A 24,384-nucleotide genomic window follows, 5' to 3' on the forward strand; every position below is an offset into this window, starting at 1 on the left:
AAGCTGCCCCTCTTTACTTCAGTTTTTTTATGGAATGAGGGGACAGGCTTTATTATTTACCCAATAAGCGTATCCTCTGGTCAATTGCCATCTCATTGAATGATAGCGTTAATTGACCTTGGACAATTCTTAGCTGCTTTGCGGGAGAAGGAGGCGCTTCCGCTTTTCTTTTGTCCAGCTCCACCTCCTAACTCCTCGGTCAGAACAGATCAGCCTGAAAAGTCAAAACCGGACTTTGCAGTCTGCTCCTTATCTGTCTGTCGGAGCTAAGCAGTCGGTTCCGCTTTTCTATGCAGGCGCTTCCGCTTTTCTTGTGATATAATATTTTCGGAATAAAAGGGGAGGAAAGAGAATGAGTCCAGCGTTATTAAAGATGTGGATTGCTCTCGCTTCAATGGGGTTTATGTTTGTTGCGATCATATCAATCTATTTCAGCAGATATAAAATGAAAGGGTTTTTAAAGGTTATTTTTGCCTCAATTGCCTATTTTTTTATGATTCTAGCAGGATTAATGATTATTTTTGTTGTATTCAGCGGTCCTGTAAATGAATAATGAATTTCAAAATAAAAGGAAGATTTTCATGAAAAAGTTTGCAGCTATTATCCCTGTATTTTTACTCATGACATTGCTTTCAGGCTGTTTATATCCTGATCAGGAACTGACCAAAAATCAGGTAGCTTATGAAGATCAAATTGCAGGTGTTCAAAATACGGTAGATCGCTTTAAAGAAGATTCCGGGGGACTGCTTCCAATAAAAACTAGAGATATGAAAACCCCGATCTATCAAAAGTACCCCGTTGACTTTGCCCAGCTCGTGCCTGGGTATATGGCTGAACCGCCTGGAACCGCTTATGAAAACGGAGGAATTTACTTGTATGTTCTCATCGATGTTGAAGAGAATCCGACAGTAAAGCTGATTGATCTCCGTATTTCAGAAGAAATCCGTGATTTGAAAACAAGATTAAATGTGTATAAAGCTTCGAACGGGTATCCGCCATATAAAGATATTGTGGCTGAAAATGTATTTACTTTAGATTATAAAAAGCTGGGTTACAAGGAAGCCCCGCAGGCAATAAGTCCGTATTCAGGCGAAATGCTGCCTTTTGTAATTGATAATAAAGGCGAAGTGTATGTAGATTACAGGATTGATTTGTTTAAAGTATTAAACAAAAAGAAAAGAACAATCGCAAAAGGTGAAGACATAAGAGATCTTTTAGTGGAAGATTCCCCATTTGTTCCTGCTTTTTCGCTGCCATATACAGTTAATGAAAAAAATGAACCTGTATTTTTAGATAAATAAGGCATGAACCCCTCTTAAGAGAATAAACTCTGAAAGAGGGGTTTTTCATTTTTAAAATCATAATAAGAAAATGAAATGAAAAAATTTTCGGATACTGTCATAAATAAATAGGACAACGTCATAAATATATAGTGTCCTAAAACACGAAGAAGAAGACGGTCAATAACCCAAGAAGCCTATGATCGGGAGGGGATCACTTGGAAAAGGTAGATATTTTCAAAGATATTGCTGAGCGCACTGGCGGCGATATCTATCTTGGAGTAGTGGGAGCAGTAAGAACAGGCAAATCTACTTTTATTAAAAAGTTCATGGAGCTTGTCGTGCTTCCGAATATTGATAATGAAGCAGATAAAGCACGGGCGCAGGATGAACTGCCGCAAAGTGCAGCCGGAAAAACCATCATGACGACAGAGCCTAAATTTGTTCCGAATCAAGCTGTTTCAATCCATGTTGATGAGGGACTTGACGTCAATATTAGATTGGTAGATTGCGTAGGCTATACAGTGCCTGGAGCAAAAGGATATGAAGACGAAAACGGTCCAAGAATGATTAACACTCCGTGGTATGAGGAGCCGATTCCATTCCATGAAGCAGCTGAAATCGGCACTCGTAAGGTGATACAGGAACATTCAACGATCGGAGTTGTTATTACAACAGATGGCTCCATTGGAGAAATTCCTAGAAGAGACTACATCGAAGCTGAAGAACGCGTAATAGAGGAATTGAAAGAAGTCGGCAAGCCATTCATTATGATCATTAATACTGTACAGCCATATCACCCTGAAACAGAAACACTCCGCAGACAGCTGAGCGAGAAATATGACATCCCGGTTCTTGCGATGAGTGTTGAAAGTATTCGCGAAACAGATGTAATCAATGTTCTTCGCGAAGCACTTTATGAGTTCCCAGTCCTAGAGGTAAATGTGAATCTTCCTAGCTGGGTAATGGTCCTTCGTGATAACCACTGGCTGCGCGAAAGCTACCAGGAAGCTGTTAAAGATACTGTTCAGGATATTAAACGCCTTAGAGATGTTGATCGTGTAGTAGGATATTTCAGCGAATATGACTTCATTGACCGGGCAAGTCTTGCTGGAATTGAAATGGGGCAAGGAATTGCCGAAATTGACTTGTATGCTCCAGATGATCTGTACGATCAGATCCTAAAAGAGGTAGTCGGAGTAGAAATCCGGGGAAAAGATCATTTGCTGCAGCTGATGCAGGACTTTGCATACGCAAAGGCTGAATATGATCAAGTGTCAGATGCTCTTAGGATGGTAAAGCAGACAGGGTATGGCATTGCAGCGCCGGCTCTTAGCGACATGAGCCTGGATGAACCTGAAATCATCCGTCAGGGTGCAAGGTTTGGTGTCCGATTAAAGGCAGTGGCTCCTTCCATTCATATGATTAAAGTTGATGTGGAATCAGAGTTTGCTCCAATTATCGGTACAGAAAAGCAAAGTGAGGAACTGGTACGGTACTTAATGCAGGATTTTGAAGATAATCCGCTTTCTATCTGGAATTCAGATATTTTCGGACGAAGCTTGAGCTCAATCGTACGAGAAGGAATTCAAGCGAAACTATCTTTAATGCCTGAAAATGCGAGATACAAGCTGAAAGAAACGCTGGAAAGAATTATTAACGAAGGATCAGGCGGATTAATCGCGATCATTCTATAAATGTATTTGAACAGATGACCACGAAATAGGGTCATCTTTTTTGTCTTTAAAAATAGTTTTCAGTTTCATAACAAATACCTTACAAAATTTTATTTTAATAAAATTTAACTTTACATCTTTCTCTTTATATATTAGAGTCATTATCATGTTTTATATATTGTAGGATAATAATTATCACATTTCGGATTTTTTAGTAAAATAAGTATTTTATAGGAATGCTTGTTCGCCTGAAAGCATCTTCAATTATTGATTTACTTAGGTTTTATCAAGGTTTCTCCTTGCTTAGCGAAATAGGATGTGTTAATCTACTATCAGAAATTATTTTCTGCATTGGGCGATTCTTCCTAAAAACCCAATATTCATGCGGAAAATCATTGAATTCTGACCGTTAATCGTATAAGATTAGCGTGTTAACAGTAAAATGCCTATCTATCATGTATAGATTATGCATAATCTGTAAAGAAATGAAATTAACAGAACTTTTATTGCTTAACAGTCAATCTTTGGGAGGAGGTGAAAGGCATGAATAAAACAGAACTTATCAACGCGGTAGCAGAAGCTAGCGAATTGTCAAAAAAAGATGCAACGAAAGCTGTTGATGCTGTTTTCGATACACTTTTAGATGCACTTAAAAACGGTGATAAAGTACAATTGATCGGTTTTGGTAACTTTGAAGTACGTGAGCGCGCTGCCCGTAAAGGACGCAACCCACAAACTGGCGAGGAAATCGAAATCGCAGCAAGCAAAGTGCCTGCGTTCAAACCAGGTAAAGCTCTTAAAGACGCTGTAGCTGGAAAATAATGTGCTCTAACCCGTGTATGATAAAGCTAATAGTACATACACAATGAACATGGATAGCCCCTTTTAAAGGGGCTTTTCCTTTGTTTTGGCATCTTTTTGGGACTAAGAAGCGCTCAAAAGCCCGAAATGAGGTCTTCAAAAGAAGTGAATGAAGCCCAAAAACAGCAGAAAAGCAGAAACAGGGGGCCACAAAGTGCCTGAATGAGTTGTGTTAGAATATATTGTTGTTTTCCCTTATTAGACTGATTATATGGAAATCGTGCTCTTTTCTAGTAAGTTTTAAAGAAACAAGTTTTTCCTTCTTAAAAGAATTGAAAATCATAAATGTCTTAGAACTGATCCTTTTTGGAAATTCTTCCGAAAAACACACACTCAAGTCCCGCAAAGCACGTCATTTCTTTGCTTTTAAACTCTTACTTATGCTAGAATCTGTATCAAATATATTGTTTTTTAGGAGGATTTGTATGGGGCAAATCAATACAGAGCAAATCGAACAGGCGGTAAGACTCATTCTTGAAGCGATTGGCGAAGATCCAAATCGCGAAGGACTGCTGGATACTCCTAAAAGGGTTGCCAAAATGTATGCCGAAGTTTTCTCCGGCTTGAACGAAGACCCAAAAGAACATTTTAAAACCGTTTTTGGCGAAGATCACGAAGAACTAGTTTTGGTTAAAGATATTCCATTCCATTCTATGTGTGAGCATCACTTAGTCCCGTTTTTTGGGAAAGCTCATATCGCATACATCCCAAAGGGCGGAAAAGTAACGGGACTTAGCAAGCTTGCACGAGCTGTAGAGGCTGTCTGCAGAAGACCTCAGCTTCAGGAAAGAATTACATCTACCATTGCCGACAGCATAATTGACTCACTCGAGCCTCATGGCGTGATGGTTGTAGTAGAAGCAGAACATATGTGCATGACGATGCGCGGTGTGAAAAAGCCAGGCAGCAAAACAGTGACTTCTGCTGTCAGAGGCATCTTTGTTAAGGATGCGGCGGCAAGAGCTGAAGTATTATCATTCATTAAAGAATAAGGTTTTTTTCTGAAAAGTTGCTGCTTTACAGGTGTGTATAGTGTTTTCATTTTATTATAGGGTTGATTCCAAGCAACAGTACTGGATTAGAACCTGCTGCTAGACATGAACCGAGCTTATTGCGAAAAATACAATCTTACGCACAAAGCCAAGAATAAGGATTTGGGGGTGAACCTATGAAAGACAGCACGAACGATTTTTTAGTGATAAAAGCAGAAGAAGACGGAGTCAATGTCATCGGATTAACGCGCGGATCAGATACTAGATTTCATCATTCTGAAAAGCTTGATAAAGGCGAGGTTATGATTGCCCAGTTTACGGAACATACATCAGCAATCAAAATAAGAGGAAAAGCAATCATTCAAACAAGCTACGGTGAAATGGAAAGCGACTCTAGAAGATAATTTTCTGCTGATAGAGATTATGGTATAATGACTATTGTCAAACTAATAGTGTTTGTTGCTATTGCTAGCTTTTCGAAAAAATTTTCTATTTACATGGGGATTGGGTGATTTATTTGCAAGACATCTATGTACAAATGACTAAGATTAAAGAAATGTTAAACGTAAAGCTCACTCATCCATTTTTAGCAAAATATATTCCATCTCCTGTTATTGATGAAGATAAACTGCTCCTTTTCTATGCTTTGTTTGATCAGCTTGATCTTCCAAACGAAAAGAAAGAGAATTACATAATTACAGCGATGCTCGTGCAAATTGCCCTTGATACTCATGAAGAAGTATCCACTTCCGAACATTTAAAGCAGGAAGAGTTTATGCAAAGACAGCTTATTGTTCTTGCAGGAGACTACTTCAGCGGTCTGTATTACGCTTTACTATCAGAAATGCAGGACATTGGAATGATTCGAACGTTAGCAACGGCAATAAAAGAAATCAATGAACACAAAATTCGCCTGTATGAAGAGTCAGCAAGCGATTTTGATTCATTTGTAGCGAGTTTGTCTAAAGTAGAAGCAGCGCTTTTCCAGCATGTTTCAGATTATTTCCATGCTGGATTGTTTTCAAAGCTATCAACAAAATTCCTTTCTTACAAACGGCTTTCCTTAGAAAAAAACAAATACAGCACAGAATCTATATCACTAATGAGGAATTTGGAGAAAAAGAAAAAAAATGTCGGGACGCTTGAATTGACCGGCGTCTATTTGAAAGAGTTTTGCAACCGTTATTTCGACGAAACGGTCGATCTTTTAGAAAACTGTTTTCAGCAACCATCCTCCCTGCAAAAGATCCTGTTAGCAAGATTGCATTCATTCAAGTATAATCAGGACATAAGGTACACTACGTTAGCGGAAGAAGGTTTATGAAATGCAGCAATCCAAAGAAGAGAGAGTTCATTCAGTTTTTGAAAAAATATATAAAAACTACGACAAGATGAATTCAGTTATCAGCTTTCAGCGTCATATTGCATGGCGCAAAGAGACAATGAAAAGAATGAATGTCAAAAAGGGTTCATCCGCCCTTGATGTATGCTGCGGAACAGCTGACTGGACGATTGCTATGGCTGAGGCAGTAGGAGAGCAAGGAAAAGCAACAGGCCTTGATTTCAGCAATAATATGCTGAAAATTGGCAGAGAGAAAATTAAGGATTATTCCAATATTGAATTAATCCATGGAAATGCGATGGATCTCCCGTTTGCGGATAATACATTTGATTATGTAACGATTGGTTTTGGATTGCGTAATGTACCAGATTACATGACGGTGCTTAAAGAAATGCACCGTGTCGTAAAGCCAGGCGGAAAAGTTGTCTGCTTGGAGACATCCCAGCCGACAATGATCGGATTTAAACAGCTTTACTTCGGATACTTCCGGTATATTATGCCTCTTTTCGGAAAGCTATTTGCTAAAAGCTATAAAGAGTATTCATGGCTGCAGGAATCAGCCAGAGACTTCCCGGGGATGCGCGAGCTTGCACAGATGTTCAGTGAGGCAGGCTTTAAAAACGTAGAAGTTAAACCTTTTACCGGCGGGGTAGCCGCAATGCATCTCGGCAGTAAATGATTTAAAAATGCGAGTATTTAGGTGAATAGAATGAAATTTAAAATGACGTATTCGTTCTTAAATGCAGATCTTGATCTGATTGAACAGGAACTTGAAAAAACGGTAAGCTCCAATGAGCCTTTATTAAGCGAGGCAGGGCTTCACCTTCTTCAGGCAGGGGGAAAGCGTATCCGCCCTGTTTTTGTATTGCTGTCAGCAATGTTCGGCGAATATGATATTGACAAAGTGAAAAAAGTGGCCATTGCCTTGGAAATCATTCATATGGCATCTTTAGTACATGATGATGTGATCGACGATTCCGAGCTCAGACGAGGCAGACCGACAATTAAAGCGAAGTGGGATAACCGCATCGCCATGTATACAGGAGATTACTTATTTGCAAGGTCACTAGAAATCATGACGTCCTTAGAAAATATTACAGCACATCAAATTCTTTCAAAAACAATAGTTGAAGTTTCACTAGGTGAGATCGAACAGATTAAAGATAAATATGATTATGAGCAAAACTTACGTACATATTTAAGACGCATCAAACGGAAAACGGCATTATTGATTGCCGCGAGCTGTCAGCTTGGCGGAATTGCTGGCGGAGTCCCGGAATCTATACATAAAAAATTATTCCTTTTTGGCTACTATGTTGGAATGTCTTTTCAAATTACCGACGATATCCTTGATTTCACTTCAACAGAAGAAGAGCTTGGCAAACCTGTAGGCGGAGACTTGCTTCAAGGAAACATTACGCTTCCTGTGCTGTTTGCAATGGAGAACCCGGAACTGAAAAAGAAAATCAGCCAAGTAACGAGTGAAACTTCATTACCGGAAATGAATGACCTCATTGCGGCTATTGCAGGCTCTGATGCAATAGATCGCTCTATACAGATTAGTGACAGGTACCTTCAAAAAGGTTTCAGCGTTCTGAATGAATTGCCTAGAAACAAAGCAAGATCAACCTTATCCAGCATTGCAAAATATATTGGAAAAAGAAAATTTTAAATACTTCTTCATCCTGTGATTGCGAAAAAAATGAAAAAATGGTACGATTTCCATGGGTTAAGAAAACCTATACATACAATCGCGGGGTGGAGAATTGATATGGAAAAAACATTTATGATGGTTAAGCCTGATGGGGTACAGCGTCAACTAATTGGGGAAATAGTTGCCAGATTTGAAAGAAAGGGCTTACAGCTTGCTGGCGCTAAGCTTATGCAAATTTCAGCCGAATTAGCTGAGCAGCATTATGGAGAGCACAAAGGCAAGCCTTTCTTTGATGAGCTTGTTCAATTTATTACATCAGGACCAGTATTTGCAATGGTTTGGCAAGGTGAAAATGTAATTGAAATCTCACGTCAAATGATGGGCAAAACGAAACCTGCTGAGGCATTACCGGGTACAATCAGAGGAGATTTCGGTTTATTAGTAGGGAAAAACATTATTCACGGATCTGACTCACCTGAAAGTGCTGAGCGTGAAGTCAATTTGTTCTTCAATCAAGAAGAATTAGTAGAATACGATAAAGCAATCAATACTTGGATTTATTAAGTTATTTTAAGCCGGCAGAGATGCTGGCTTTTCTTGTACCTCAAAATTAAGATATGGCACATTAGAACCGCGTGTATTGTATCTCCAATCTTCAATCATGCAGCCTTTTAGAAAGGTTCATATGCAGTATAAATCCCCGTTTAAGACTTGCAAATCACATTATTTCTAAGAGTATTCAGATTTTTTCTATACTTATATCACAAGAACTATGCAATATCCGATATACTATTCATAGAGTAAGTTTGCAGTAGGAGAGTTGAAAAGCGTGGATTACATACATTTTACGAAAGATTTTAAGAGCAAAACAGGAATCGATCTCTCTTTGTATAAAGAATCACAAATGAAGAGAAGAATCACTTCCCTTTTTATGAAAAAAGGATTTGAAGATTTTCGACGGTTTTATTTGGCCCTTTGTAAGGATGAGCAGCTTCTCTATGAGCTCCTCGACCGGATTACCATCAATGTCTCAGAGTTTTATAGAAATAAAAAACGTTGGGATCTATTAGAAAGTGATTTGCTGCCGGAAATGCTTAAACGGTCAAAATCGCTTAAAATATGGAGTGCTGCATGTTCAACTGGTGAGGAGCCGTATACGATCGCCATGATACTTTCAAAATATATGCCATTGCATTCGATTAAAATTCTGGCAACAGATCTGGATGAAAATGTAATTGCCAGAGCAAAGCTGGGCATTTATCCCGAACGGAGTCTGGCAGAACTACCGGAAGATATGAAACGCAAATATTTTGAAGCAGATGGGGCAGGATATAAAATTAGTAAAGACATCATTCGGACGGTGCAATTTAAAAAGCATAATCTTTTAGCAGAACCTTTTGAAGATGGATTCGATTTAATCGTATGCAGGAATGTGCTGATATACTTTACCGAAGAGGCAAAGAACTTATTGTATCACAAGTTTTCAAAAGCGCTGAAAAAAGATGGGATTTTTTTTGTTGGAAGCACAGAGCAGATTTTTTACAGCGATCAATATAATCTGGAATCAGCAGGTACTTTTTTTTATAAGAAAAGCTAGGGACAAACTTTCTATTCAATTGTCTCTACATATGATATAGTGTTACTTAAAATAATATAGTGTTACTTAAAAGCGTTAGTGCGCTGAAGGGAGAGCTGGAGATGAGATACTTAACAGCAGGAGAATCACATGGACCGCAATTAACCGCGATAATTGAAGGAGTACCGGCGGGTCTGTCTATTACCGCAGAGGATATTAACGTTGATCTTGCGCGCAGACAAAAGGGTCATGGAAGAGGAAGAAGAATGCAGATCGAGAAGGACGAGGTTCAGATCACAAGCGGAATCCGTCATGGAAAAGCACTGGGCTCTCCAATCGCACTTGTTGTTGAAAATAATGATTGGAAACATTGGACGAAAATAATGGGCATTGAACCTTTGGAAGATGGTGAAGAAAAAGATATTAAACGTCAAATAAGCCGCCCTCGTCCTGGACATGCAGATTTAAACGGTGCTATTAAATATGGCCACAGAGATATACGCAACGTGCTCGAACGTTCTTCAGCCCGTGAAACAACGGTCAGAGTTGCGGTGGGTGCAGTAGCAAAGAAGATTTTGTCTGAGCTTGGCATCAAGGTAGCTGGCCATGTCGTTGAAATTGGATCAATAAAGGCAAAAAGCACGGAATACTCATCCATTGAAGAACTGCAGCGCATTACTGAAGAATCCCCTGTCCGCTGTTTGGATGGGGACGCAGCAGCAAAAATGATGAAAGCAATTGATGATGCAAAAAACAATGGTGATTCAATTGGCGGCGTTGTTGAAGTAATAGTAGAAGGTATGCCTGCAGGTGTTGGAAGCTACGTTCACTATGACCGCAAACTTGATTCTAAAATTGCAGGTGCAATCGTAAGCATCAATGCGTTTAAAGGTGTAGAATTTGGCATAGGCTTTGAAGCAGCCCGCAAATTTGGGAGTGAAGTCCATGATGAAATTATCTGGAGCAAGGAAAATGGCTATACACGTAAAACAAATCGTTTAGGCGGTTTTGAAGGGGGCATGTCAACAGGAATGCCAATCGTTGTAAGAGGTGTGATGAAGCCGATCCCAACGCTGTATAAGCCTTTGCAAAGTGTGGATATTGAATCCAAGGAACCATTTTCAGCAAGCATCGAGCGTTCGGACAGCTGCGCAGTGCCGGCAGCAAGTGTAGTGGCTGAAGCAGTTGTGGCTTGGGAAATCGCCAATGCATTAGTTGAGCAATTTGGGGTTGACCGCATGGACGCTATTCGGGAGCATGTTCAGGAAATGCGTGAGTACGCGAGGGAATTCTAATGAAGGATCTGCTTATAGAAACAGCTTCCGGATCATATCCGGTTTCGGTTGGGAGAAATATTATAGATACAAAGCTGTTGGGAAAAATTTCTGAACTAAAACCGTCCAGCATTCTAATTATTGCTGATGCTGCTGTTCAAACCCTTTATGGCGAGCAGCTCCTGCAAGCACTGCGAAAATCTTACAAAACGGAAGTATATGTCCTGCCAAGCGGTGAAGAGCATAAATCATTTGAAAGCTTTTACGATATTCAAACCTACGCTCTTAAACTGGGACTTGATCGAAAATCTCTCATTCTTGCTTTTGGAGGAGGAGTGATTGGCGACTTAGCTGGCTTTGTGGCTGCGACATATATGAGAGGGATTCCATTTATTCAGCTGCCGACAACGCTGCTTGCTCATGATAGTGCAGTTGGAGGAAAGGTCGCCATCAACCATCCTGAAGGGAAAAATATGATCGGTGCCTTTTATCAGCCAGCCGGTGTCATTTACGATCTTGCATTCCTTTCAACATTGCCGAGAAACGAGCTGCGTTCAGGATTTGCAGAAGTGATTAAACACGGGCTCATTGGAAATATCGATTTGTTTAAGCAGCTTGCTGCTGGAATTTATAATCTTGACGATATTGATGATGAAAAGCTTCAGCACATGATTATTGAGGGTATTCGTGTAAAAGCGGCAGTCGTAAAAGAGGATGAAAAGGAAACGGGTGTCAGAGCACACCTGAATTTTGGGCATACTCTTGGTCATGCGATTGAAGCGGAAGCAGGCTATGGGAAAATCAGTCATGGTGACGGGGTCGCAATTGGAATGCTATTTGCCATTTGGCTTAGCGAGAAGGTAAATAAAAAAGACCTCCACTACGAAAAAATCAAAAAATGGTTCAAAGGATTAGGTTTTCCTATTGGAGTACCAAATTCACTACCTACTGAATCCTTAATAATCAGAATGCTGAAAGATAAAAAATCTCACTCAGGCACGATTACAATGGTGTTATTAAATGCTATAGGAGAAGCAGGAACTTCTTCATTCGAAAGCGATCAATTAAGATCCTTACTAGAAAAATGGAGACAGGAGGGATCAGATTGATTCGTGCAATCAGAGGAGCAGCAACAGTTGATCAAAACGATGAACAACAAATCATCAAAGCAACTGAAGTCCTAGTTCTTGAAATGATCGAAAAAAACAGCGTCTATCCAGAAGAGGTCGTTTCTGTCCTTCTCTCTATGACGGCAGATTTAGATGCTGTATTTCCAGCAAAAGCGTTACGCAACTTTGAAGGATGGGAATATGTACCGGTTATGTGCATGCAGGAAATTCCTGTAGCAGGCAGCCTTGAAAAATGCATCAGAGTCATGATGACGGTGCAGACTTCTTTAAACCAAAGGGAAGTAATGCATGTTTATCAAGGTCAGGCTGTCGTTCTAAGACCTGATTTGACAGGGAAAGATTGAAATCAGTGAAGCGAGGGAGTTTTCCCTTGCTTTTTTTGTGTGTATGTTTTGCGTATATCTCATCACCCGACATGAAACTTTTTCCATTTTCATTCGTATTTCTATTAGAACAATACATAATGAAAGAGAGGTAATTAGAATGATAGAAACGATACCAGAACCCCAGAGACAAATTTCACCTTATGCCATACAAGTATGGCGGATTTCATCCATCATTTCTCATATTGTGACAATCATTATTTTCGTTGCGATAATCTTTATGCAGCAGCATTTTGACTGGTATGGATGGATTGGACATGCAAGCTATGTGCTGCTTGCAATTACAGCGCTTCATTCCATCTATGGCATCTTTTATTATCCTGCCCTTATGCAGCGGACGTGGAGATATGAAGTCGACGCTGAACATATCCATCTGAAGCATGGTGCACTGGAAAAAACACATACCATTATACCAATGACAAAGGTTCAATATGTTAATACCAATCAAGGGGTGATTCTGCGAAAATATGGACTTGCAACGATTACAATCGGAACTACTGCATCTTCACATGAAATACCGGCTATTTTAGAAGAAGAAGCAGAAATGCTAAGATCACAAATTGCAATTTTTGCTAAGGTTACTGGGAGCGAATAAGGATGAGAGAGACTGAAATGATGACAAATGAATCGTGTTTAAAACCGCATCGTCTCCATCCCTTGTGGATCTTATTTTCGATTGGCCATATGATAAAAGACTTTATTATTCCTATCGTCCTGATTTTAGTCGTCAACGCCAAGTCTGATTCACTCATCATGACAGCCGGAAGATATGGAGTTGCCATCTTACTTGTTTACCGAATCATCTCTATCCTGTTTGAATGGTGGAATTTCAGCTATTCTTTGAGTGAAGATGAGCTGAAAATTAAAGAAGGCCGGTTTGTAAGGCAAAAACGATTTATTCCGCTTGAACGCATTCAAGGTGTTCAGCAGGATTCACCTTTTCTGCACCGCGTGTTCCGCTTGACATCCTTGACGATAGACACGGCTGCAAGTGCTGAGGATTCATCGGTCAAATTGAAATGCATCAGCCAGTCTGAAGCAGAACGAATTCAGGAGTATCTTGCAGGGGAAAAACACGAGCAATCTGAAGACGAAGATGTTGGAGTAAGAGAAGAAGATGAACGGAAGCTACTGAAAAAGGAGCATTACTCTATAACAAGAAAAGAAATCATCTTTGCTTCCCTGACATCATTAAGTTTTGTCGCATTTTTGCCGGTATTATCAGGAATATATTCCAATATCGATGATTTTTTCTCAATCTGGAATACAGCAGAACAAGTGCTGACATTTCTTGAGCAGACTTGGCTATTCCTTGTCATTACGATTTTCATTTTGCTTGTTATTTCAATTCTCTTTGGCATCACGATTACCTATTTGCGGTACGGAAATTTTACAGTTTCAGCAGATGAGAATCGCCTCTACATTCATAAAGGAGTTTTAAGTCATTCCGAATGGATGATTGCCAAACAAAGAATACAGGGTATCAGCATGAAACAATCCTTTTTCCGCCGCTGGTTTGGAATTGTAAGAGCAGACCTGATATGCGCGGGTGCAAACGGGGATGAAAAAATAGAGTCCAACACGCTGTTCCCTTTTATTGCAGAAAAACGTGCAATTCAGCTCATGCCAGAGTTGCTGCCGGATTTCATTATTAAAAATGAAATGAACCCATTGCCTAAAATAGCACTTTGGATCAAGCTGATCCGTCCGAGCTACTTTTGGATCATTGGTACAGCAGTGCTGCTGTATTTTTGGCCAGATAAATGGTATATCTTAATTGGACTTTTTGTGCTGATTACCGTTCATCGAATCCTTGAATATGTAAACAGCGCCTATCTTCTGGATAGTACGTTTATTCAAATGAGAACGGGATCCTTTTCCTCAGACTTTTTTATTACGAAAAAGAGTAAAATTGAACAAGTCATTGTGACCGAATCATGGCTGCAGCGAAAAGCTGGATTGGCTGCTGTAAAAATCATCACCCGCGGTACACCAATGCATGAGGCTGAAATTCGGGATCTCCCAAAAAAAGAAGCAGTGCGCATTTATTTGTGGTACGCCAATCAAAATTCCTAAGGGCATTTATCGTTGACATACGGAAGCGGGTGTATTAACATAGTCCACAAGAATAGAAATTAGAAGAGAGCTTCTAATATGTTCCAGTGCGTTAGCCGAGAATAGAGTTCAGAAAGTCAGAGCAGTTTTAAATAGTTTTTAGTTGAGCATGAGTTTAGGGTAGCTGAGAATGAGTGAGTTTAGCTGAGGTCTTTTATATTTCGTTACGGTAAAGACTACCCAAAAACAGAGATTCATTGTTTTTGGGTTTTTTTATTTCATCCGTAGCTTTTCCGCATAAAACCTCCTAAATACTTATTCTCCATATTGATGGAGGAGTGAGTACTTTATGGTTCATACCGATTTTGCCTCATTTAATCATGATAGTTTAAGCTATCAAACAATTCCTGTTATTAAGTCATTTCAAGTTGACACATTTACGCCGATCCAGCTATTTAAAGTATTTGAAGATGAAGCGGTTTATTTATTGGAAAGCAAAGACGAGGAATCATCATGGTCACGCTATTCCTTTATTGGATTAAATCCCTTCCTGTTCATTGAAGAAGAGAATGATCGTTTTTATGTAAGGTCTAAGCAGAGAACGACCATTTATGAATCCTCGTCTCTGAAAGATATCTTTCTCTGGATGGACGGCTATTTAAAAGTAAAGCTTCCAGATCTTGATATCCCTTTTACAGGAGGGGCTGTCGGCTATTTAGGCTATGATTCTGTCACGATGTTTGAACGCGTTCAAAAGCATGCGAATCAAGATTTGAACTTTAAAAAGTGTTTATTATTTGTTTGTCACACGATGATTGCATTTGATCATATTGATAAAACTCTTTCCTTTATTCACTATGAACGGCTGTCAGGAAACGAATCTGTAGCAGGCAAACGAGCAGTTTATGAAATTGCAGAAGCGAAAATCAATCAGCTCATCTCGCAATTAACCGAGAAACGGGAATTCAATGATTTGATGCTGGCACCGATGGATCAAGCATCCGTTTCATTTGAAGGAGTCAGCTCTAATTTTGGGAAAAATGAATTTCTGGGTGCTGTAGAAAAAATAAAAGAATATATCAGAGCCGGGGATATCTTTCAAGGGGTACTTTCCCAAAGGTTTGAAATCCCGATTACAGCTAAGGGTTTTGATTTGTACCGAATGCTCAGAGTGGTGAATCCATCTCCTTATATGTTTTATATCAAATTTGATGAAACAGAGCTGATTGGCAGTTCTCCTGAGAGATTGATATACGTACAGGACGGTTATTTGGAAATCCATCCGATTGCCGGCACAAGAAAACGAGGAAAGACGGAAGAAGAGGATTTGCAGCTTGAACAAGATCTTCGAAATGATGAAAAAGAAAAAGCAGAGCATTATATGCTTGTTGATCTTGCACGAAATGATATTGGCAGAGTAGCTGATTATGGCACGGTTCAAACCCCTGTATTAATGGAACTTGGCCTCTTTTCACATGTGATGCATTTAATTTCAAAAGTGACAGGTCAATTAAGAAGCGACACCCATCCTATAGATGCATTGCTTTCTTCATTTCCGGCAGGAACTGTATCAGGTGCGCCAAAAGTAAGGGCAATGCAGATTTTGCAGGAGCTTGAGCCAACTGCAAGAAATGCATATGCGGGCTGTATTGCTTATATCGGATTTGATGGAAATATTGATTCCTGCATTACCATCCGGACAATTGCATTACAGGGCGGAAAGGCATATGTACAGGCAGGCGCAGGAATCGTAGCAGATTCAAAGCCTGAGCTGGAATGGAAAGAAACTAGAAATAAAGCGAGTGCCTTAATAAAAACGATTGAACTAACCGAAAAAGTATTTGGGAAACAGGAGGCGGCTTTTAATGAAAACATTGCTCGGTAAATGCATAGAAGGTCATACGCTATCTGAGGCAGAAGCGATGACTGCCATGAATCAAGTGATGGAAGGAAAGGCCACTTCCAGCCAAATTGCAAGCTTCATTTCGATTCTCAGATTCCGGGGCGAAACCGTTGAAGAGCTTGTCGGCTTTGCAAAAGCAATGAAGCAGCACATGACACAAATTGAGTATGCGGATGATCTCATTGATACGTGCGGAACAGGAGGAGACGGGGCATCAACATTCAATATTTCGACTGCTTCTGCGATTCTTGCTTCTTCTCTTCAAGTAAAAGTAGCAAAGCATGGAAATCGGGCGATCTCATCTAAAAGCGGGAGTGCAGATGTACTGGAACAGCTTGGCATTTCAATTCAGACAACACCTGAAGAGGCCAAACTTGCTTTGCAGCATTTTGATATGAGTTTTCTTTTTGCACCACTCTATCACTCATCAATGAAACATGCGGTGAGCCCGAGACAGGAAATCGGATTCAGGACTGTTTTTAATTTACTCGGACCTTTAGCGAATCCAGCGAATGCAAAACGTCAGGTAATGGGCGTCTTTTCTACAGAATATGCAGAGAAAATTGCGTATGCCATGAGGGAGCTTGGTTCAGAGCATGTACTGCTGGTGACAGGCAGAGACGGTCTTGATGAATGCAGCATAACGGATGTTACAGATATTGTGGAATTGAAAAATGGCAAGATTGACCGCTATGAAATTACGCCTGAAGAAATGGGACTTAGCAGAGGGAAATTGAAAGATATTCAAGTTGAAAGTCCTAAGGCAAGCGCAAATCTTATTCTAGATGTTTTTCAAGGGAATCGCAAAGGTGCTGCTGCAGATATTGTCGCATTAAACGCTGGTGCTGCGCTGTACGTGGCTGGAAAGGCAGATTCTCTTAAAAACGGTGTGAAACTATCGCTTGAAGCCATTCATAATGGAACCGCCATTCACCAGCTTACTCGTCTTCAGAGAAAGAAGGAGGAGCAATATGCTTACTAAGATTCTTGAAAAAAAACGAGAAGAAATCAGCACGCTCATTATTCCAGAGAGAGCACAGGTCTCGAACCGCTCTTTTTATAAAGCTTTAAAGCATTCAATCCGAAAGCCTGCATTAATTGCAGAAGTGAAAAAAGCCTCTCCATCTAAAGGTGTTATAAAGGAATCCTTTCATCCAGTTGAAATTGCGAAAGCATATGAAGCGGGAAAAGCGGATTGTCTTTCTGTTTTGACGGATGAAAGCTTTTTTCAAGGACATCGTGATTTTATTGCAGAAATAAAAAAGAATGTAAGTCTGCCTGTTTTAAGGAAGGACTTCATTATTGATCATAAGCAAGTGGAAGAATCAAAAAACATTGGAGCAGATGCCATCCTCTTAATCGGTGAAGCTCTTGAGCCAAGGAAGCTGCATGAACTCTATCTGCATGCATATGAACTGGATATGGATGTTTTAGTAGAAGTGCATTCTTTACTTGTTTTAGAAAAGCTTTTACCTGAATTCATTCCTAATATATTAGGTGTCAATAATCGAGATCTATCTACCTTTCAAACCGATCTGCATCAAATGAAGGAAATCAGCAAATTTGTTCCTGAAGAAACATTGCTTGTTAGTGAAAGCGGCATTTTTACGTTTGAAGATGTAAATACGGTGAAAAAATATGGCGCAAATGCTATCTTAGTCGGGGAATCTCTTATGCGGCAGGAAGATCAGGCGCTGGCAATCAAAGTTTTATATGGAGAACAAAATGACTAAGCCGCTAATCAAGCTTTGCGGCAACAGATCCCTGAAAGATTTGCAGATCACCAGTCAATCCAACGCAGACTATCTTGGATTCATATTTGCCAAAAGCAAACGCAGAGTTGAACCAAACCAAGTAAAAGAGTGGCTTAAAGAAGTGGATATTAATGATAAACAGCTGGTTGCGATATTTGTGAATGCTAAGCTTAAAGAGCTCGAAAACGTAATGAATGAACTGCCAATAGACGTCATCCAATGTCATGGCACAGAGAGTGTCAATGAAACAGCTGAAATAAAAACTCTTTTTAATAAAACGGTTTGGAAAGCATTGCCCCATTTTGAGGGGACGTTGTCAGCTATGAGAGCTTTTAAGGATACAGCCGATGGATTTGTCATAGATTCCAAGGTTAAAGATGCATTCGGAGGGACAGGTCAAACCTTTGATTGGTCGAGAGTTCCGCTTTACTCGAATGCAGCAAAGAAAATGAACAAAACTCTTTTCATTGCAGGAGGCATTCAGCCGGACAATGTTGTTGAATTGCTTGGGCATAACCCGGAGGGAATCGATATCTCGAGCGGAATTGAACAAAACGAGAAAAAAGATAAGGCGCTTTTGGATAGATTAGAAGAAAGGGTGAATCAGCATGTATTTATTTCCAGATGAAAATGGCAGATTCGGAGATTTTGGAGGAAAATTTGTACCTGAAACCTTAATGCAGCCGCTGGCTGAGCTTGAAACAGCTTTTGCAGAAGCAATGGATGATCCAGAATTTATGAACGAGTATTATAGACTGCTGGTTGAATATTCCGGCAGACCTACAACATTGACATTCGCCGAAAACATTACGAAAAAACTTGGCGGAGCGAAGATCTATTTAAAACGTGAAGATCTTAATCACACAGGAGCCCATAAAATTAACAATGCAATTGGTCAAGCCCTGCTTGCGCGCAAGATGGGAAAAACAAAGATTATTGCTGAGACAGGTGCAGGGCAGCATGGAGTAGCAGCAGCAACAGTTGCTGCTAAGTTCGGCTTGGAATGCAAAGTATTCATGGGTGAGGAGGATGTGAACAGACAGCAGCTTAACGTCTTTCGAATGAAACTCCTTGGAGCGGAAGTGATTCCTGTTCACAGCGGCAATAAAACGCTGAAAGATGCTACTAATGAAGCGATCAGGTACTGGGTTCAGCATTGTGAAGACCATTTCTATATGATTGGCTCTGTAGTCGGCCCGCATCCTTATCCATTAATGGTTAGAGAGTTTCAAAGAGTTATAGGGGACGAAGCAAAGCAGCAGCTGGAAGAACGGCTGAACTGTTTGCCCGATAAAGTAGTCGCATGTGTAGGCGGAGGCAGCAATGCAATCGGCATGTTTGCGGCTTTTATTGAAGAGGATGTAGAGCTGGTAGGAGTTGAGGCAGCGGGAAAAGGTGTTGACACACCTCTGCATGCTGCAACGATTACGAAAGGCACAAAAGGCGTTATACATGGCTCGCTGACGTATCTTCTGCAAGACGAATACGGCCAGATTATTGAACCGTATTCCATTTCAGCCGGTCTTGATTATCCCGGAATCGGACCAGAGCATGCCCATTTAGCAAACAGCGGCAGAGTGAAATATGAGAGCGTAACGGATGATGAAGCATTAGAAGCGCTGACCGTTTTAGCGAAGGAAGAGGGAATCCTTGCGGCAATTGAAACAGCTCATGCTCTGGCAAAAGCATTCGAGCTTGCCAAGCAAATGAATCCTGAAGAAACACTGCTCATTTGTTTATCAGGACGCGGGGATAAAGATGTTCATACACTGATGGATTCTCTTGAAGGGAGCGATAAGAATGCAAGCATACTTGCAGAATCAGCTGCAGCAAAATAAGAAATTGTTCATTCCTTTTATTACAGCAGGAGACCCGAGCGGAGATGCTACAATCGAGCTGGCCCTTTCTCTCCAGAAGAAAGGGGCAACTGCCATTGAGCTTGGCATTCCTTATTCAGATCCTCTTGCGGACGGACCAGTTATCCAGCGTGCGTCACAAAGATCACTCTCTGAAGGAATGAATATCGTAAAAGCAATGGAGCTTGTTCCTTCAATGCGTGAAAGAGGTCTAACTATTCCAATAATTCTTTTTACGTATTATAATCCTGTGTTACAATTAGGGAAAGAATCCTTTTTTGCTTTAGCGGAGAAAAACACAATTGACGGACTGCTTATTCCAGATCTTCCTTTTGAAGAAAGTGCAGACTTAAGAGAGTCATGCAAGCAGCGTGGGGTTACATTTATATCCATGGTTGCTCCTACATCATCACAGCGTCTCAAGAAAATCGTATCAAGTGCTGAAGGCTTCTTATACTGCGTTTCCTCATTAGGTGTCACAGGTTCAAGGAAGACATTTGATAAACGCATCTTTGATTTTCTAAGCGACGTGAAACGAGAAGCTTCAGTGCCTGTCGTTGTCGGTTTTGGTGTTTCTTCAAAGGAGCATGTTGACGAACTGACAAGGGTATGTGATGGAGTTGTTGTAGGCAGCGCCCTTATTGAAGAGGTTGAGAGATTAGCTTTAAGATTGAAAGATCCAGATTCAATGAGAACTGCTCTTTTGGAATTTGAAGAAAAAGCCGCTTCTTTTGTTTCAGATGCTAAAGTGAACATAGGATGAAATGTGCAGATAAGCGGAGCACTCCGCTTTTATAACAGGAGAGGTGTCCATCGTGCAGATTAAAGACCAGCTTACTAATTTAAAGCCTTACCAGCCAGGAAAGCCAATCGAAGAAGTGAAAAGAGAATACAGCTTAACACACATCGTGAAACTGGCTTCCAATGAAAATCCTTACGGCAGCTCTGAAAAGGCAAAAAAAGCCATTCAGGATGAGTTAAATCAATTGGCCATTTATCCTGATGGATACAGTGCACTGCTTCGCCAAAAACTTGCTACCTTTTTAAAAGTAGAAGAAAACGAGATTATTTTCGGAAACGGTTCAGACGAAATTGTGCAGATTATTTGCCGTGCTTTTTTGAAAAAAGGCACAAATACTGTCATGGCGACACCGACCTTTCCTCAATACCGGCACAATGCAATTATTGAAGGTGCAGAAATAAAGGAAATTCCATTGATTAATGGAGAACATGATCTTAATGCAATGCTTGATGCCATTGATGAGCAAACAAAAGTGATTTGGCTATGTTCGCCAAATAATCCAACAGGGACTTATATTAATGAGGAATCTCTGCATGATTTTATGAAAAAGGTGCCTGGACATGTGCTTGTTATTCTTGATGAAGCGTACTATGAATATGTCACAGCTTCAGATTTCCCAGAAACATTGCCGTTAATTAAAAAGTATAAAAACGTCATGATACTGCGGACTTTTTCAAAAGCATACGGACTTGCAGCTCTGCGTGTAGGGTATGGAATCGCAAATAATGAATTAATCAGAAGCATTGAACCGGCAAGAGAGCCGTTTAACACAAATCGTTTAGGACAAACCGCCGCACTTCATGCATTAGATGATCAGGATTTCATTAAAAAATGTGCAGAAAAAAATAAACAGGGTCTTGAGCAATTTTATCAATTCAGCAAAGACAATGGTTTAAGCTACTATCCTTCAGAAGGAAACTTTATTCTGATTGATTTTAACCGTGATGCAGATGAAGTGTTTCAGGCCCTCTTAGAAAAAGGCTATATCGTCCGTTCGGGAAAAGCACTCGGTTTTCCGACATCAATTCGTATTACGGTTGGAACGAAAGAACAAAACGAAGAAATTCTGCAAATACTATCAGAGCTGATTTCATAAAATCTGTTTTCGCATAGATTGTGTTTTTCGTAAAAAGACCCATTCACGTGCTCTTTCCTAATAAAATCGCGTGAATTTGCCCTGAATAACAATAAATCGCACGAATAAAAGAAGAGGTGATGCCCATCACCTCTTTCTTCATACATAATTGCGCAGCTAAAGGTGATGAGAATGGAACATAAAGTCGAAAAAATTCATCTGCTCGGGCTAGGATTAATTGGCGGTTCAATAGCCCTTGCAATCAAGCAAGAGTTTCCTGATTCAACAATAGTCGGGTATGATATAAATCAGAGCCAGGCTGAGATTGCAAAGACTCTGACAGTAATTGATGAAATAGCCTTGCATCAATTTGCCGGCATCGAATCGGCGGATGTGATCATCCTTGCCACTCCAGTGGAACAGACTCTTTCCATTATTCAGTCTTTAAGCAAACTTTCTTTAAAAGAAAGTGTCATCATAACGGATGTGGGCAGCACAAAACAAAAGATTATCGAATACGCTACAAAGGCTTTCGGAAGAGCCGTGCAGTTTATTGGCGGCCACCCAATGGCCGGATCGCATAAATCAGGCGTCATTGCTGCAAAGGCCCATCTCTTTGAAAATGCATTTTATATACTGACTCCAACAGACCACACGTCTCAGAAATCTCTTATGCTTCTGAAAAATGTACTGAAAGGAACAAAAGCTCATTTTGTTGAAATGACGCCGGGCGAGCATGACGGAGTGACAGGGGTCATCAGTCATTTTCCTCATATCGTCGCTGCGAGTCTTGTTCATCAAGCAGGCAGATTTGAAGGAAGTCATCCTGTCATTAAACGATTGGCAGCTGGCGGATTTAGAGACATTACCCGGATTGCATCAAGCAGTCCTGCGATGTGGAGGGATATTCTGCTGCACAATAGAGAAAAGCTGATTGCCCTTTTTGATGACTGGCAAAACGAAATGAATCATGTAAAAGAGCTAGTTCATGGACTTGATGGAGATGCTTTATTTGCTTATTTTCAGGAGGCTAAGGATTTTAGAGACGGCCTTCCTGAACGGGAGAAAGGCGCAATTCCATCCTTTTACGATTTATACGTCGATGTTCCCGACTATCCCGGGGTGATTTCTGAAATTACAGGGTACTTGGCAATGGAGGAAATAAGCATTACAAACATCCGGATTATTGAAACGCGCGAGGAAATATATGGAGTGTTAAGGCTCAGCTTTCAAACGGATGTTGATCGTGAAAGAGCGCAAAAATGCATTGAAAAATATACAGATTACAAAACATTTTTTAGTTAATGAGGTGATTCGTTATGTCAATTGAAAAAAAACTGCGGAGAGCAAAGAGTTTAAAAGGTGAAATTGCCATACCAGGTGATAAATCAATTTCTCATAGAGCCGTCATGTTTGGTGCTCTTGCTCACGGTGAAACTGAGATTGAGAATTTCCTTGCAGGGGCAGATTGCTTATCAACAATTGCCTGTTTTAGACAAATGGGCGTTGACATTGAGCAAAATGGAACAAAGGTGAGGGTTTCCGGAAAAGGAATAGATGCACTCATAGAACCAGAGGGCATATTGGATGTCGGCAATTCGGGAACAACGACCCGTCTCATGCTTGGGATCCTTGCAGGGCGAACGTTTCATGCCTGCATCATTGGTGATGAGTCCATTGCGAAAAGACCGATGACACGTGTAACGAACCCTTTAAAAAATATGGGTGCATCGATTGATGGAAGACAAGATGGAAATTTTACGCCAATTTCTATTCGGGGCGGTAAGCTTAAAGGGATAGAGTACCAATCACCTGTAGCCAGTGCCCAAGTCAAGTCAGCTATCCTTCTTGCAGGCCTGCAGGCTCATAATGAAAAAACAAAAGTAACAGAGCCTCATAAATCAAGAGATCATACGGAAAGAATGCTAAGAGCCTTTGGCGCAGAAGTAAAGGAAGAGGGTTTATCGGTAGAAATTACCGGAGGACAGTCCCTTAAGGCGGCATCCATTCAAGTGCCTGGAGATATTTCTTCTGCTGCTTTCTTTTTAGTAGCTGGCGCCATCGTGCCAGACAGTACAATCACATTAAAAAATGTAGGAATTAATCCAACTAGAATTGGCATCATTGAAGTCCTTACGAAAATGGGGGCAAAGTTAACAATCGAGGAAAAAGGCACACATGCCCACGAGCCGGCTGCTGATTTGACGATTTCAACATCCGAATTAAAAGGAACAACTATTTCTGGTGATTTGATTCCTCGTTTAATTGATGAAATTCCTGTCATTGCCCTGCTTGCGACACAAGCTGAAGGAGATACCATTATTAAGGATGCAAGTGAATTAAAAGTGAAAGAAACAAACCGTATTGATACCGTTGTACAAGAGCTCAACAAGCTTGGTGCCGTGATTGAACCAACTGATGATGGTATGATCATCCGCGGGAAACAGACTTTAACATCTTCAGCATCTGTATCAAGCCATGGTGATCACCGAATCGGAATGATGCTCGCAATAGCAGCTTTAATTGCAAAAGGAGATGTTTCACTTTCGGGACATGAAGCGATAGATGTATCTTATCCTCAATTCTTTGAGCATTTGGATCAGCTCGCTGTAAAGTAAGATAAAACCTTTCGGGACATGGTCCCGAAAGGTTTTTTAAAGAGATAAGAGAAAGTATAAAGTTTTGCGCATTGATGTCCAGCGCAAGCGCCTAACTCCTCGGTCAGAACGAATCTGCCAGTAAAGTCAAAACCGGACTTTTCTGTCAGCTCC

General features: G+C 40.5%; 26 protein-coding genes. 25 read left to right on the top strand and 1 reads right to left on the bottom strand.

What is annotated here, in order from left to right; all coding sequences use genetic code 11:
• Positions 1-52 precede the first annotated feature (52 nt).
• Positions 53-184, bottom strand: coding sequence for a hypothetical protein (locus CYJ36_RS24465; RefSeq protein WP_257962503.1), 132 nt, complete (start codon positions 182-184; stop codon positions 53-55).
• A gap of 168 nt (positions 185-352) precedes the next feature.
• Here CYJ36_RS24465 and CYJ36_RS15875 point away from each other — a divergent pair, with 168 nt between their 5' ends.
• From CYJ36_RS15875 to aroA, 25 genes are all read left to right on the top strand, one after another.
• A complete protein-coding gene (locus CYJ36_RS15875) occupies positions 353-553 on the top strand; it encodes a DUF2768 domain-containing protein (protein ID WP_101568244.1) in 201 nt (66 codons plus the stop codon).
• A 28-nt stretch (positions 554-581) separates the two neighbouring features.
• A complete protein-coding gene (locus CYJ36_RS15880) occupies positions 582-1,301 on the top strand; it encodes a hypothetical protein (protein ID WP_101568484.1) in 720 nt (239 codons plus the stop codon).
• A 197-nt stretch (positions 1,302-1,498) separates the two neighbouring features.
• Positions 1,499-2,977: a stage IV sporulation protein A gene (spoIVA, locus tag CYJ36_RS15885; protein ID WP_101568245.1), complete on the top strand. Its 1,479-nt coding sequence runs from the start codon at positions 1,499-1,501 to the stop codon at positions 2,975-2,977.
• Positions 2,978-3,499: 522 nt separating this feature from the next.
• Positions 3,500-3,778, top strand: coding sequence for a non-specific DNA-binding protein Hbs (gene hbs / locus CYJ36_RS15890; RefSeq protein ID WP_029280242.1), 279 nt, complete (start codon positions 3,500-3,502; stop codon positions 3,776-3,778).
• 464 nt (positions 3,779-4,242) lie between these two features.
• The gene (gene folE, locus CYJ36_RS15895) at positions 4,243-4,809 is read left to right on the top strand and encodes a GTP cyclohydrolase I FolE (RefSeq protein ID WP_101568246.1); all 567 of its coding nucleotides are present in this window, start codon (positions 4,243-4,245) and stop codon (positions 4,807-4,809) included.
• Positions 4,810-4,985: 176 nt separating this feature from the next.
• Positions 4,986-5,213, top strand: a complete 228-nt coding sequence (mtrB, locus tag CYJ36_RS15900) for a trp RNA-binding attenuation protein MtrB (RefSeq protein ID WP_101568247.1) — start codon at positions 4,986-4,988, stop codon at positions 5,211-5,213.
• Between the two features lie 113 nt (positions 5,214-5,326).
• Complete coding sequence (locus tag CYJ36_RS15905; RefSeq protein WP_374702823.1) at positions 5,327-6,133, top strand: heptaprenyl diphosphate synthase component 1; 807 nt, start codon at positions 5,327-5,329, stop codon at positions 6,131-6,133.
• Between the two features lies 1 nt (position 6,134).
• Positions 6,135-6,830, top strand: a complete 696-nt coding sequence (locus tag CYJ36_RS15910; RefSeq protein WP_101568248.1) for a demethylmenaquinone methyltransferase — start codon at positions 6,135-6,137, stop codon at positions 6,828-6,830.
• Between the two features lie 30 nt (positions 6,831-6,860).
• On the top strand, positions 6,861-7,823 hold the full coding sequence (hepT, locus tag CYJ36_RS15915) for a heptaprenyl diphosphate synthase component II (RefSeq protein WP_101568249.1): 963 nt from the start codon (positions 6,861-6,863) through the stop codon (positions 7,821-7,823).
• Between the two features lie 99 nt (positions 7,824-7,922).
• Positions 7,923-8,369, top strand: coding sequence for a nucleoside-diphosphate kinase (gene ndk / locus CYJ36_RS15920; protein ID WP_101568250.1), 447 nt, complete (start codon positions 7,923-7,925; stop codon positions 8,367-8,369).
• Positions 8,370-8,634: 265 nt separating this feature from the next.
• Entirely contained in the window at positions 8,635-9,402 is a 768-nt protein-coding gene (locus CYJ36_RS15925; protein ID WP_180850366.1) for a CheR family methyltransferase, read from the top strand.
• A gap of 101 nt (positions 9,403-9,503) precedes the next feature.
• Positions 9,504-10,676 (top strand): chorismate synthase, encoded by a 1,173-nt coding sequence (gene aroC / locus CYJ36_RS15930; RefSeq protein WP_101568252.1) that lies wholly within the window; start codon positions 9,504-9,506, stop codon positions 10,674-10,676.
• Positions 10,676-11,764, top strand: a complete 1,089-nt coding sequence (gene aroB, locus CYJ36_RS15935; RefSeq protein ID WP_101568253.1) for a 3-dehydroquinate synthase — start codon at positions 10,676-10,678, stop codon at positions 11,762-11,764. Before aroC ends, aroB begins: the two co-directional genes overlap by 1 nt.
• Positions 11,761-12,129 (top strand): chorismate mutase, encoded by a 369-nt coding sequence (gene aroH, locus CYJ36_RS15940; protein WP_101568254.1) that lies wholly within the window; start codon positions 11,761-11,763, stop codon positions 12,127-12,129. Before aroB ends, aroH begins: the two co-directional genes overlap by 4 nt.
• A gap of 139 nt (positions 12,130-12,268) precedes the next feature.
• Positions 12,269-12,763 (top strand): PH domain-containing protein, encoded by a 495-nt coding sequence (locus tag CYJ36_RS15945; protein WP_101568255.1) that lies wholly within the window; start codon positions 12,269-12,271, stop codon positions 12,761-12,763.
• 2 nt (positions 12,764-12,765) lie between these two features.
• Positions 12,766-14,244 carry a PH domain-containing protein gene (locus CYJ36_RS15950; protein WP_101568256.1) on the top strand — a complete coding sequence of 493 codons (1,479 nt, stop codon included), beginning with the start codon at positions 12,766-12,768 and terminating at the stop codon, positions 14,242-14,244.
• A 328-nt stretch (positions 14,245-14,572) separates the two neighbouring features.
• The gene (gene trpE / locus CYJ36_RS15955) at positions 14,573-16,108 is read left to right on the top strand and encodes an anthranilate synthase component I (RefSeq protein ID WP_101568257.1); all 1,536 of its coding nucleotides are present in this window, start codon (positions 14,573-14,575) and stop codon (positions 16,106-16,108) included.
• Positions 16,089-17,108, top strand: a complete 1,020-nt coding sequence (trpD, locus tag CYJ36_RS15960; RefSeq protein WP_101568258.1) for an anthranilate phosphoribosyltransferase — start codon at positions 16,089-16,091, stop codon at positions 17,106-17,108. Before trpE ends, trpD begins: the two co-directional genes overlap by 20 nt.
• A complete protein-coding gene (gene trpC, locus CYJ36_RS15965) occupies positions 17,098-17,859 on the top strand; it encodes an indole-3-glycerol phosphate synthase TrpC (RefSeq protein WP_101568259.1) in 762 nt (253 codons plus the stop codon). Before trpD ends, trpC begins: the two co-directional genes overlap by 11 nt.
• Complete coding sequence (locus CYJ36_RS15970) at positions 17,852-18,508, top strand: phosphoribosylanthranilate isomerase (RefSeq protein WP_101568260.1); 657 nt, start codon at positions 17,852-17,854, stop codon at positions 18,506-18,508. The genes trpC and CYJ36_RS15970 overlap by 8 nt, the downstream gene beginning before the upstream one ends.
• The gene (gene trpB, locus CYJ36_RS15975; RefSeq protein ID WP_101568261.1) at positions 18,489-19,718 is read left to right on the top strand and encodes a tryptophan synthase subunit beta; all 1,230 of its coding nucleotides are present in this window, start codon (positions 18,489-18,491) and stop codon (positions 19,716-19,718) included. The genes CYJ36_RS15970 and trpB overlap by 20 nt, the downstream gene beginning before the upstream one ends.
• Positions 19,681-20,499: a tryptophan synthase subunit alpha gene (gene trpA, locus CYJ36_RS15980; protein ID WP_101568262.1), complete on the top strand. Its 819-nt coding sequence runs from the start codon at positions 19,681-19,683 to the stop codon at positions 20,497-20,499. Before trpB ends, trpA begins: the two co-directional genes overlap by 38 nt.
• Positions 20,500-20,551: 52 nt before the next feature.
• Positions 20,552-21,634 carry a histidinol-phosphate transaminase gene (gene hisC, locus CYJ36_RS15985; RefSeq protein ID WP_101568263.1) on the top strand — a complete coding sequence of 361 codons (1,083 nt, stop codon included), beginning with the start codon at positions 20,552-20,554 and terminating at the stop codon, positions 21,632-21,634.
• Positions 21,635-21,805: 171 nt separating this feature from the next.
• Positions 21,806-22,918 (top strand): prephenate dehydrogenase, encoded by a 1,113-nt coding sequence (locus tag CYJ36_RS15990; RefSeq protein ID WP_101568264.1) that lies wholly within the window; start codon positions 21,806-21,808, stop codon positions 22,916-22,918.
• Positions 22,919-22,950: 32 nt separating this feature from the next.
• Positions 22,951-24,231, top strand: a complete 1,281-nt coding sequence (aroA, locus tag CYJ36_RS15995) for a 3-phosphoshikimate 1-carboxyvinyltransferase (protein ID WP_257962516.1) — start codon at positions 22,951-22,953, stop codon at positions 24,229-24,231.
• Positions 24,232-24,384: the final 153 nt, after the last annotated feature.

It is taken from the genome of Bacillus sp. UMB0893, from assembly GCF_002858905.1.
Lineage (GTDB): Bacteria > Bacillota > Bacilli > Bacillales > Bacillaceae > Bacillus_P.